Here is a 12,920-nt window from a genome sequence, read left to right as displayed (position 1 = left end):
TTATAAAAATATTATTCTCTTTATTATACATATTCACTTCGTTTTATTTCGTTAACATAATATTTTTACTGTATTCTGCAATTAATGCCTGTGCATGAGCATTCCCTTGAATCACATCACGAAATTCTTTTAAAGAATACAAATGCGTAACCCCTTTTCGAGCATGAATTCTTACTGGTACACCTTGTAAAGTATCATGAAACTGAAATGGATTATCTATCGGTTCAATTGGAAAACCGAGTGTAAGTAAATACATATACATTCTTTTTGTTACTGCTGCAATGTACCATTCAGCTTTTGTTTCTAACGCATGTATAAATAAAATAGCTGTTAATCTTTTAAAATGTCCTCTCCCACGAGACGTTTTCGAAATACTTAACTTGCCTATTTCATACACATTCTTCAAATCTTTTACTAAATCATTTTTAGAAAACGGATAGAAAAACTCAGAATTTGATTGTTCAGGTACCGTATACTTAATACATTCTACTGTACCAATAGGATGTTCATCTTCTATTAATAAAAATCGTGATGGATTTAAATTACGTTCTACGAACATTAAGTTTCTTTCTTCACAAAAATCTCCCCATAGTTGCTCGAACCCAAAATGTTCTTCCTTTGTTTGAACACGCTGGAACATATTTAACCGCCTTTCCCATCGTCGCTCTGTTTTTTGATAACGCTTTCACCATCTATCATATAAGAACAAATCTTCGTATGCAACTAAAAATATTTATTACTTATTATATTCTGCAAAATGAATTAGATTCCAATTTAATCGACTTTTATCCCGCTCTCACATTCCTTTTAATAACACATTTGTATCACTTTTCAAATCTAACTTACAATATGTTTCTTTCCATACAGCATATAATTCTTCTTAATCTAAAAAAATCCTTTATGAAAAAGGATTTCTTTTACTTCTCAATGCTTTTTAACCACTTTTCAAAAATTTGTACCATCCCGTGTTTTCCAGCTAATTTCTCTTCCCCTTGTTTCGTCTTATATGGATATAACTGCAAGAAAACACCGCATCCAGACTCAATTTTTTTACTATGCATATGGCTTCCTGGATATACACAAATGACTTCATAAATTGACCTTCGATAATAGACTCGCTTTCCATCCTGTTCTTCTACATACTTTATAGACCAATACTTATACATTTGCTCAGTTGCTTTCGTATTTCCGACGTGCTGAAAAATATTATACATTGGACTATACTTCACTTCAATAATAATAGAAGATTTATATACGTATTTCCCATCTTCTTTTACATAACAGTCTAAGCGAATATCTGGCTTCTTCGTATCCTCACCATTGTAAAAATTACTCCCTTTACTTAATGCAATAAGAGGATGTGTTTCAATTAAGTCATTAAATGCGACATGCACCTTTAAATCATCTCGTTGTAAAACTACTGTCGTTCCATCTTGTAATCCATCTACATAAAAATGTTCTTGTATTTGTTCACGAATGGAATTTCTAGCCTCAAAACCAATTTGCTCTAAAATTGAAATAACGATAAAAAAAGCGTAATATTCATACACTAAAAACGTTGGCTTATAAACAAATAATAACGATGGAGATTGATCCGTATATTGCGGGAGTACTTCTAAATGATGTAGTAATTGTTGATGTGGTATCGGTAAATCATGTAAGTTCATGTTACTTGTTTCAGTAACTTCCCTCCAAAACGAGGAGTGCATTAACATTTGAAAGTATTGTACATTTTCATGAACAATGTGCGCCAATATTTTATATTCTTGTATTTTCATTGAGCTCTTTCGTAAATCGGCTTCTTTTAGTAAATGTATATTTTTATATTTTTGCTTCTCTCTATCGGTTACTGATCCATTACGCTCAATTGTTTGTATAATTGTTTTTACGGCTTGAAACTCTTCTGATTTTTTCTTTTTTTCTCTTTCTAATATTTCAATTGTTTGACGTAAAAAACTTTTAGCTTCAATTAAATAATGATAAAATTGCATCGATTTATATTTAAGAAATGCATTTTCCTTACTATTTTTTTGTTCCATAAACTTACGATTATAATGTTTTGCATAAGGTTTTCTTTCTGCCACTATGGTTCCTTTTCTTGTTGGCTTTCTCTCTTTTCCTTCCCATTTATATGCATTTATAAATTTTGAGCTTGATTCTATTTTCTTAAAGATTTGCTTTATCATCTTCATTTTTTGGGGTAACTTTCTAAGCAACACTAAATAAGAAGAATCCTCAATATCGCTAAGTGCAGAGAAAGTCTTTTTATAATAACCTCTATCCAAAATCAACTCATTTAAAATTGACTTCACATAGTCTTGAATCATTTCAAATTGATCATCAAAAAAGTTTTTCGGTACGATTTGAAAAGCACCATAATACGTTGTATCTTCTATACGAACTTCAAAATGGTATAAACCACAGCGCCATGGATAAAAGAATTCTGTTTTCCCATGTTCATATATTAATACTCTTTGTTTTTTTTCATTTATTTCATATTGAGCCTCTTTTATATTTTTCTGTCCCTCATATACTTTATTCCATATAAAAGTAATATTCATTGGGATTTCATAATTGTACTGCAATCTAATCGGTTTTAATTCTTGTACTTTATAAATGCATTGAACTAATGCTGTAGTAGATGTACAAAGACGATTTAATAAAATATAATCTCCTTTCCCCTCATTTCCAATGATTAACTTTAATACAAAAGGGAGCGTTTCATTCGTATCAACGATTTTTGTTTCGTAACGCCCTTCATTTTGCATATCCATACAGCTCCAGTTCCCTACGTTTTTCTCGTATATATGCTAAAGAGTGTTCAAATGTAGATACTCTGTTTGCAAGTGCAGATTGCAAAAGAGGTACTAAGGTCGCTCCCCTTTTTGCTTCTTCAGAAAGTAAAGAACCAACCATCATTTCGGTCCCTCTGATTTTCGTCAATACACGCTGCTTTATTTGTAAATCAAACCCTTCTTCTCTACTGATCATATAGGTATGGTTATTTTGGAACGGTATATTTTGTAAATAAGTCGCAATTGCGTTTGCACATCGGAAAGAAATTCCCTTAGACGCATCATGTGATGACAATACGACATGCAACTTATCTAATAGCTCTAATTCTTCTTCAGAAAACACTTCAATCATCGCTTTATTTCTCATCCAATTTATCCGAAATTCTCCCGCTGTTACTTTCAAAGGTGGGTGTAATACGACTTTCCCCAGTTCCATGCCCATCTCACAAAACGGAATTTTTTGTAACGTTATTAAGTTCGTTCGGTCTAATAATCGATCGGAGAGCTCTTTCGTTGTTTCATCAAAATTCACAGTACCTACAAATATAATATTTTCTCCAATTTCAATTGTTGATGGAATTGAATTCTCAATGTCCTGAACACCCTCATACAAGTTTAAAATACGATTTTTTGTTTCAAGTTGAAGAACAGATAAAAATGGAGTAAACCAATGCTCAATATGTGACATGTTCATTTCATCAAAAACGATAATATACAGTTGATTGGGATTTTCTTTCGCCTTCATTAACGTCCTAACTAACTTCGTTTCACTTTCAATAAAAGTACCATTTGGATGAAGGTAACCAAGTAAATCATGTGGTTCTTGATACGATGGTGAAATTGGAATCCAAACCAATTCTTCCCCATACTGTAATCCTAATGCTTCTGCATAAGTTTGCACAAAACGTGATTTCCCAACGCCCGGTATACCACCAAGAATCGTTAACATATTTGTTTTTACACTTATATGGAAATTATAAATATCCGTTGCATCCAAATATAGCCCTTTATTATGCACCATACTTTGTACATACTGTAAAAAGGACGATTCACGCTCATCCCATTCCCATTCATCTTTTTGCACTTTTATATCCTCTACTTCAACTAGCTTACCTTCTTCATGCATTCGTTTTTTTAATTGCTCATACACATGATCACTTACAAAATATAATTGATCTTCTACCGCTATTTCTACATACTTCGTCCAGTCACTGCAGTTTATATATTTACATTCACGTTTCTGTTCAAAATATGCGATTGAGCTAATTGATGACTTTAAGGATATGTTTCCATACAGTCTTCCATCGTGCCACAATAATTCGGGAGGCTCAAAGTCCTTCGGAAATTTAGGCATAAGAAATGATAAATAACCGTTGCTAAGTTTTCGTTCTAAAGATTCTCTTTTTTTATTATTTGTAACTTTAGGTGCCGGAATCATTTTATAGCTGCTTGCTATTTCTTTCGGTTCTTCTGTACATATTAACTCCACGTATACATTTCCTCTTTCATAATAAAGACGAAACATCACTAATTGCTTTTCTAGTTTTCTTTTCTTTAATTCCAAAAAGATTTTTTCATTCTTTTTATTGCTACATAACCCCTCAAATACATATGGTTCATTTGCAAATTGTTCCTGTAAAGTGAATGGTATTGGCGATAAGCATTGTACAAAGAAATTCTCTCCACTCTTCTCTTTTTCAGCTTTTGTAAATTTCCCTAAAAATCTCATATAGTACATTCGTTTTATAAAACTTGGCTGAAGAGCTTTATGTAATTTCACCTTAGTCACCTTCTTTTTTCATACTATTCTTAGTGTATGAAAGAAACGAAAAACTAGAAATAAAAAACCTGACGTTATCCGCCAGGTTCAAAATTAAAACGTATATTAATGAGAAGGAAATGCTTTTTTCTCTTGTAAAATTGCATTATGAGCAATTTTCATTTTAGCAAGTACGTAACGTAATCGATCTTCAGCATTTTCATCTTTACTTTTTTGCAATTCCGCCAAATTTTCAACAGAACTTGCTAAATTCTCAATGACTCCTCTCAGCTCAGGATGATGATTAAAAAAAGATTCTTGCACTAATACTTTCCTTAACTCACTAGCTAAATCAATTATTCTAGACAACTGTTCTTTTTCTTCCATTCTCATCCCTCCTGAATATCTTATGTAGTAAATATTCTCTAAACAAAGAAAAAAGCCCTTTAAATGAAAAGGACTTTTTACATTTTTATATTTCCAGTTAATAACATATACAGTGATGTGATAGCCGCAATAATAATTGCCCACATCACATATTTCTCTGCACCTGCAAAGCAACGGTTCCCTTGTTCTTTTCTTGCAAACGTGTAAACAATAATTCCAATTCCATACACAATTGAAACTAGTAGTAAATTCTTTAAACCAGCTGCATAAAGAAGCCATACAGAGTAAATAGAAGCAATTAAAGCTAACGCTCCATTTTTCAATTTAGCGTCTTTTAGCTCGTTTGTAATGACTAATTTAAATTGGAATAACGCTGATAATAAATATGGTAATAAAATTGATGTTGATGCAATGAAATACATAATTTGATATGTTGATTCTGAAAACAGAACGATGATAAATATAATTTGGGCAACACCATTTGAAATCCATAATGCCATGTGCGGTGTTTGCTTTTTATTTGTTTTCGTAAAGACTTTCGGAAATACGCCATCTTTTCCGGCTACATGAGAAATTTCAGAAACAAGTAAAAACCAGCCAATTAATGTACCGACAAGTGAAGCAACTAACCCAATGTTAATCGCAACTGCACCCCATGGACCAACAACATGCTCTAATACATGTCCCATTGACGGAGTTTCTAGCACAGAAAGTTCGCTTCTTGTCATCGCTCCCATTGACAGAACAGAAATTAAAATATATATGGACATTACTAAAATAAGTCCCATTACTGTTGCCTTACCAACATCTCGGCTATTCTTCGCTCTTCCGGATAATACAACCGCTCCTTCAACTCCAATGAAAACCCAAAGTGTTACAAGCATTGTATTTTTCACTTGACCAAGTATAGCGGAAAGTGAGAAGGTTCCTTCTCCCCAAAAATCATGTGTAAATGTGTCCCAGCGAAAGGCTGTTACCATTACAACAATAAATAAAACGATTGGAACTAACTTCCCTATTGTTGCGATAACATTCATAATAGAAGCTTCACGGATTCCAAATAAAATTAGAAAATGAAGTGTCCATAATAAAAGTGATGCCCCAACGATAGATGCAACATTATTTCCTCCTTTGAAAATTGGAAAGAAATAACCTAATGTACTAAACAGTAACATAATTGTTGCGACATTACCTAAGATTCCTGCTAGCCAATATCCCCAAGCACTATTAAATCCAATATATTCACCGAAACCAGCACGTGCATAACTATAAATTCCACCTTCAAGTTCCGGTTTTTGTCTTGCTAACGTTTGATATACGAGCGCAAGTGGAATCATTCCCATCGCTGTAATACACCAGCCAATTATTATTGCACCACTGTTTGCTCCTACTGCTAAATCATGCGGTAAACTAAAAACACCGCCACCAACCATTGTTCCAACTACTAATGCGATTAACGGAAAAAATCCTAACTTCTTTTCTATTTGTACCACCCCATCTGTCATTCTAGGTGTTATGTTCGTTCAACTATTAAAGTCACCTTTTTCTCTAATAGACGTTTCTCTTATATTTTTTCAGGAAAACATTACTTATTCTAAAAGAAAATGAACAAAAATGGAATACTTTTTTGAAAAAATGTATAAGTATGCACAAAAAAACCGCTCATTTTGTAATGAACGGTCATTTCAAACATATAAATTTGTATATTTCTTGTAAATTTAACGAAGTAAATTCTCTTTTTCTAAAAATTGTTTTGCGACTTCTTCACTACTTTTACCATTTACGTTAACTTCATAATTCATTTTTCGCATTTCTTCATCTGTAATCTTTCCAGATAATTTATTTAATACCTTTTCAAGTTCAGGATATTTCTGTAACGTTTCTTTTCTTAATAATGGCGCTCCTTGATAAGGTGGGAATAACCCTTTATCATCTTTTAACACTTTCAGTCCGTATTGCTCCAATTCACTATCTGTTGAATATGCATCAATTACGTTAACATCTCCAGATTGAATTGCGCTATAACGCAGCTTCGGCTCCATCGTTTTAACATTCGAGAACTTATAGTTATATAATTTTTGGATTCCTTTATAACCATCTTCACGATCAGCAAATTCCAATGTAAACCCTACTTTGGCTTCCTGCGCAACATTCCCTAAATCAGAAATTGTATTTATATTCTTTTGATCTGCTATTTTTTTCGGCATGGCTAGTGCATATGTATTGTTATACTCCATTGGCTTCAACATAACCATATTATATTTCTTTTCCATTCCAATGCGAGCCTGATCATATACTTCATCACGATTTGTGCTCTTTGGTTCTTCTTTCACGAAAGTAGATAAAGCTGTTCCTGAAAATTCTGGGTATATATCTACTTCCCCGGACTTCAACGCTTCAAATACAAATGCTGTTTTTCCAAGACCTGGTTTTAATTGTACGTTTAAATCGGTATCTTGTTCAATAAGCTGCTTATACATTTGAATTAAAATTTCAGGTTCTGATCCAAGTTTGCCCGCAATAACAATATCTTTCTTTTCTGTACTCCAAAGAAATGGAGAAGCAATCATTACTACAACTATACATATCGTCAATATAACACGCTTAGAAGAGCGTTTCGGTCGTTCAAGTATGCGAAGTACTATATCAAAGAATAAAGCGAGTAACGCGGCTGGTACGGCCCCTAAAATGATAAGTGCATGATCATTTCGATCTATGCCTAATAATATAAGCTTACCGAGCCCACCAGCACCAATGAGAGCTGCTAATGTAGCCGTTCCAACAATTAATACCATCGCTGTACGAATACCGGCCATAATGATAGGCAATGCAAGAGGAAGCTCTACCTTCCACAGCCTTCTCCAACTATTCATCCCCATAGCTCTCGCGGCTTCTATTAGTGATTCATCTAATTCCCTTATTCCTGTATATGTATTTCGTAAAATAGGTAATAGTGCATACACAACTAATGCAATAATCGCTGGAAGTTTTCCGATTCCTACTAACGGAATTAATAGTCCGAGTAATGCAAGTGATGGCACTGTCTGCATTACTGCAGAAGTTCCTATTATAAATTCAGCCATTCGTTCTTTTCTTGTTAATAAAATGCCAAGTGGCACCGCTATAATTACTGCAAAAAATAATGAAATAAGCGATATTTGTAAATGCTCACTTAATGCAGTTAGTAATTCTATTTTTCGTTCTTGGAACGTTTGTATAAAATTAGTCACTGTTTAGCCTCTTTCCTTCATTTGTTCAACAATATAATTGACAATATGACGACTTGTTAACGCTCCAATATATTGACCGTTTTCTTCAACTGGAACGACCTCATCATCACGCACACGAACTAACGCTTCTTGTAAAGAAGAATGTAATGATAGTGCCTGCCCTTCTAATTGCACACTTTGATCAAGCGGCAATACATCTGCTACACTTTTCTCCTCATACCAAGTTCGTCCACGATTTCCAATGAACTCCTCTACAAATTCATTTTTCGGATTATGTATAATTCCTTCTGGTGTATCTAGTTGAACAACTTTTCCTTCTTTCATAATACAAATGCGATCTCCAAGTGATAATGCTTCTTGCATATCATGTGTTACGAACACGATTGTTTTTTGAATCTTTTTTTGCAACTGTACAATATCCTTCTGAAGCTGTTCCCTACTTAATGGATCTAACGCACTAAATGGTTCATCCATAAGAACGATTTTCGGGTTTGCAGCTAATGCTCGCACGACACCGACACGTTGTTTTTGTCCTCCTGACAATTCATCAGGCATACGATCTCGATATATATCCGGATCTAATCCAACCATATGTAACAAGTCATCGACGCGTGCTTTTATTTCCTTTTTGCTCCATTGCCTCATTTCAGGAACAACTGCAATATTTTCAGCGATTGTCATATGAGGAAACAAAGCGATTTGCTGCAACACGTATCCTATATCCCAACGTAATTCGTTTATATTATATTGTTGAATATCTTTTCCATCGATTAAAATCGATCCTTCAGTCGTTTCGATTAAACGATTAATCATCTTCATTGTCGTTGTTTTCCCGCAACCACTCGGACCGATGAGAACGAAAAATTCTCCCTTTTTAATTTCTAAATGCAATGAATCCACTGCTTTCGTGCCATCTTCATACGATTTTGACACATGATTAAATTGAATCACAAACACAACTCCTTTATTGTTGTTTCCTTTATTTTGATGGAATATGGCATTCATTTCAAATGATACGCTTTTAAATTAAAAAAGAGCTCGCATTTGAGCTCTAACGGTCGAACAATATTGTTTTCATAATAGCAGCATATTCGCGAACATACATTTTTCTCTTAGAACGCATTGGTGTTTCAGCAGCTAGTGCCTCCATCTTCATGCCTAAACGCTTTGCAATTATTTTCGTTCGATATAAATGATATGTATTACTTACAACTACCGCATGTTTCACATTATATAAATCCATACTAAATTTTAAGTTTTCATACGTATTTGTAGATTGATCTTCTATTAAAATACGACTCTCATCTATACCGTGTACCATTAAATAATTTCTCATGCTATGAGCTTCCGGTATATCTTCATCTTCTCCTTGACCACCTGAAACAATTACTTTCGCTTCAGGATGGGAAAATAAATACTCCAACGCTACATCCAAACGATTTTGAAGAGATAAAGACGGTCTATCTCCAAATAACTTTGCACCCAGTATAAGAACGTACGGAGAGTGATAGCTCAATTTTTCACGAGCAACTTTGTTCATTCGAAACGTCATATAAATGATGTATAGTGGCGGTAATAATAAAATTATAAGAAAGATCCATTTGTTCATAAATAAGTATTCACTCCCTTTCTTTTGATTATATAGAAAAAGAAAGGGAGGCAGAAGTGTTTTTTCAAACGATTGATTTATTAGAAACATTCGCCGCTACTTTACGTTGTGATAGTACATAATAAATAGCGATTCCTAATGAGAAGATCAATATGCAGCTTAATACGTAAAACGGCAGCATGACTCCGACTTTAGATACACCCGCTGTAAACAACATTAATAATAAAATTCGTATTCCTGTACCAATTAATCGAAATAAGCTATCCACTCTTCCCATTACTTCGTTTGGAATTTCCTCCATCATCAATACATTTCTCGCCACTCTTGTACCCGCATTTCCAACTGCATGAAAAATTGCAAGTCCATATAAGAAAATTACGGAAGGTTCAATACTCATTGCGGTAATTGAAATTACATAAATGAACATCGTCATAACGATTGAAACTTCTGTTTTGACATATTTCATTATGAGTGGAATACAGATTCCTGCAACAACCGCTCCGACACCGTACATCGTGCCCTCTATTGCGTATACAGAGGCATTGGCTTTGAGTATATCCGAAATATACACGGGTATTAAATAATTTGCCATCATGACACCTATAAACGGCATATAAGTGGCCAGTAAGAACCAAAAGAGCTTAGGACGTTTTTTCATAAAGTGAATTCCTTCAAACAATTGCTTCTTAAATGTTATTTTTCTTTTCACTTCTTTTTTCTTTACGTACGGTATACATAAGAAAAGAAAAAATGCTCCAGCAAAAGTTAACATGTCTACTAACAAAATCCACTTCAAAGATACAATTTCAATTAAGAAGCTCGCGGCCGCTCCAGAAATAACTTGTGTTAACTGTCCTTGTATTTCCATCGTTCCACTTAAACTTTTATAATGTTCCGCTTGAAATATCTCTTGGTTGAACGCAAATATTGTAGGATAAAATAATAAATAGTAGAATGATCCGGCTATATAAATAAGAATATAGTGAATAGAATGATAAGGTTGCCCCGCAAATCCCCATATAACCATTATTCCAATTACGGCAATTCCGATTCCTTCGTTACATAGCAATAAAGATTTTCTTGAAAAACGATCAATACTTTGCCCAATGAATGGTGTTAATAAAAACATAATGAGGGTTGCAATGATAGAAACATAACCAAACGTTGTCTCTCCTCCACTCTCTTTAATTAACAGCCACGGAATCGTTATCATAACAATTCCGGAACCAATAGCAGATAGACTATTGGCCCCTAGAATGTAATACAAGCGAGAATCATGATAAAGTGAGGACATATCACTCCACTCCTAGTTGCTTTTTCACCTCTTTATATACGCTCATATATGCTTTTAATTCTTTAACTACATCATGAATTAATGGTTTGGCATCTTCCCCAAGTTCACCATCTTGCACATGTAATCCATCAAGCACAACTTGTTTTGGAATGGCATTTGCATAAACACCTCTAGCGACCGTTCGCATGCTGTTTAATGCATTTATTCCACCTTTACCGCCACCAGCAACCGCTAACAACGCAACTGGTTTATGAATAAATTCACTACTACTTAAGTAATCTAAAGAGTTTTTCAGCGCACCGCTCATCGCATTATGATATTCTGGTGTACATAATACAACCCCATCCGCAGCTTTCACTAACGTTTTCAATTTTTTTACTGCCTCTAAATCACGTTGTGACTCTTCTCCATTGTATAAAGGTAACTCCTCCATTGCTAAATCATATAATTCCCCTTCAAATTGATCCGCAATATATTTTGCCACCACACGAGTTCTACCAAATTTTCTTGGTGTACCGTTAATAACGACTAGTTTCATGATTATTTCTCCCCTTTGTTTTCAAGTTCTACTTATATATTATCAGAAATTTCTATACAAAACACAATATAAAGAGTTAACTTGTTTCATAAAATAGTATGATAAACAAAAAAGAACTCATACTTTCGTATGAGTTTCGTACAATTACTTTGTATCATCTCTCATGCTCAATGTACCTAAACTTTCATTTGCTTCAAAATGATTATATGCTTTTTCCGCTAATCTTTTCCGTTCTTCTGGTAATTCTATATATTTCATTACGTTTTCAATTATTTTTTCGTACGGAGTAAATACAATTCCCGGCCACTCTACCTCATCCTCTGGATTACTATTTTCCGAAATAATAAATTTCTTATTTGCGACTGCATAAGACACGCGAGGTGTTTCAAGAATTCCTGATAAATAAAAATGAATATTTAATATAATTTTAGACCTAGCAATCAATTCATTTCTAACAATTCCCCACGCATTATTTTTAAAAACTATATTTAAATTCGGAGCAATCGCTTTTAGGTGGTCAAAAATAGCTTGCCGCCTCGGATTAAGAGCACCTATAAACAGAATATCAATATCTTCAGTAATCTCATCTTCAAATGCATCTTTTTTTATTTCCAAAGTTGGAGCATAGTTCATTTCTACATGTTTTATTTCTTTTCCTACCCCTTTTTGTTTAAGCCATTCTATATTTTGTTTACTATAATCCCAAATCACTCTATCTTTTAATAATATTAAATAAAGGGGGTGCGCATATGGACTTCCTTCGTATAGCTGTTCTAAATTATAAATAATTGCATCTTTCGGAAGAAGATTCGGGTTATATGCGTATGTATGCGCTCCAAAAACAACTGTATTCTTTACATTTTCCAGTATTGTTTCTGATATAATTACTGTATTTCCCTCCTGCTCCAACCGCCACTTTAAAGCTCGCGCAACATCTATAAAACTACCATATGTCTTTGGGCATATAAAAAGACAATAATCATATTCTTTATTCAAATAAACTTCCATTAATCTTAAATTATTTTTATATAAATCTACATCCGGATGTTTAAGTACCAACTCATTTGCATGTTTTCTTGCTACTTTATATAACCCAGCATAATAAGCTGCGATGCATCTTCTTAATTCGATTCTTTCCCGATGTTCATCTAATACATCCATGTTTAAAAGAAGATTTGCGATACAATACGCTTTTAAGTGATCACGATCATAATAATAGTCTAGTAGTGGCATCAATTCTTCGTACGTATTTCCATGCACCGATTCTCCTAGTTCAATCGCCCATCGCATTAATTCCATGATTACTCC

At 33.8% G+C, this 12,920-nt stretch carries 11 protein-coding genes; all 11 read right to left on the bottom strand.

Features of this window, described 5'->3' with window-relative positions:
• Window positions 1-43: 43 nt before the first annotated feature.
• The gene (locus ACTJJY_RS21900; RefSeq protein WP_000487795.1) at window positions 44-640 is read right to left on the bottom strand and encodes a hypothetical protein; all 597 of its coding nucleotides are present in this window, start codon (window positions 638-640) and stop codon (window positions 44-46) included.
• A gap of 277 nt (window positions 641-917) precedes the next feature.
• Window positions 918-2,768 (bottom strand): hypothetical protein, encoded by a 1,851-nt coding sequence (locus ACTJJY_RS21895; protein ID WP_001178725.1) that lies wholly within the window; start codon window positions 2,766-2,768, stop codon window positions 918-920.
• Complete coding sequence (locus ACTJJY_RS21890; RefSeq protein WP_000766193.1) at window positions 2,758-4,575, bottom strand: AAA family ATPase; 1,818 nt, start codon at window positions 4,573-4,575, stop codon at window positions 2,758-2,760. Before ACTJJY_RS21890 ends, ACTJJY_RS21895 begins: the two co-directional genes overlap by 11 nt.
• A gap of 105 nt (window positions 4,576-4,680) precedes the next feature.
• Window positions 4,681-4,941 carry a hypothetical protein gene (locus ACTJJY_RS21885; RefSeq protein WP_000391447.1) on the bottom strand — a complete coding sequence of 87 codons (261 nt, stop codon included), beginning with the start codon at window positions 4,939-4,941 and terminating at the stop codon, window positions 4,681-4,683.
• Between the two features lie 77 nt (window positions 4,942-5,018).
• Entirely contained in the window at window positions 5,019-6,446 is a 1,428-nt protein-coding gene (locus ACTJJY_RS21880; RefSeq protein WP_000129441.1) for a basic amino acid/polyamine antiporter, read from the bottom strand.
• Window positions 6,447-6,659: 213 nt separating this feature from the next.
• Entirely contained in the window at window positions 6,660-8,171 is a 1,512-nt protein-coding gene (locus ACTJJY_RS21875) for an ABC transporter permease/substrate-binding protein (RefSeq protein WP_440606529.1), read from the bottom strand.
• Between the two features lie 3 nt (window positions 8,172-8,174).
• The gene (locus tag ACTJJY_RS21870) at window positions 8,175-9,122 is read right to left on the bottom strand and encodes an ABC transporter ATP-binding protein (RefSeq protein ID WP_440606528.1); all 948 of its coding nucleotides are present in this window, start codon (window positions 9,120-9,122) and stop codon (window positions 8,175-8,177) included.
• A gap of 100 nt (window positions 9,123-9,222) precedes the next feature.
• On the bottom strand, window positions 9,223-9,780 hold the full coding sequence (locus ACTJJY_RS21865; RefSeq protein WP_440606527.1) for a YdcF family protein: 558 nt from the start codon (window positions 9,778-9,780) through the stop codon (window positions 9,223-9,225).
• Window positions 9,781-9,844: 64 nt separating this feature from the next.
• The gene (locus ACTJJY_RS21860) at window positions 9,845-11,074 is read right to left on the bottom strand and encodes an MFS transporter (RefSeq protein WP_377822496.1); all 1,230 of its coding nucleotides are present in this window, start codon (window positions 11,072-11,074) and stop codon (window positions 9,845-9,847) included.
• Between the two features lies 1 nt (window position 11,075).
• Complete coding sequence (locus tag ACTJJY_RS21855) at window positions 11,076-11,612, bottom strand: NADPH-dependent FMN reductase (protein WP_440606526.1); 537 nt, start codon at window positions 11,610-11,612, stop codon at window positions 11,076-11,078.
• A gap of 144 nt (window positions 11,613-11,756) precedes the next feature.
• Entirely contained in the window at window positions 11,757-12,911 is a 1,155-nt protein-coding gene (locus tag ACTJJY_RS21850) for a glycosyltransferase family 1 protein (protein ID WP_440606525.1), read from the bottom strand.
• Window positions 12,912-12,920 lie beyond the last annotated feature (9 nt).

The sequence above is a fragment of the Bacillus sp. 22475 genome, assembly GCF_052044835.1.
In the GTDB taxonomy this organism is placed as follows: Bacteria; Bacillota; Bacilli; order Bacillales; family Bacillaceae_G; genus Bacillus_A; species Bacillus_A cereus.
Note: the sequence above shows the minus strand (reverse complement) of the source record. Positions and strands in the feature narration are given on the sequence as shown.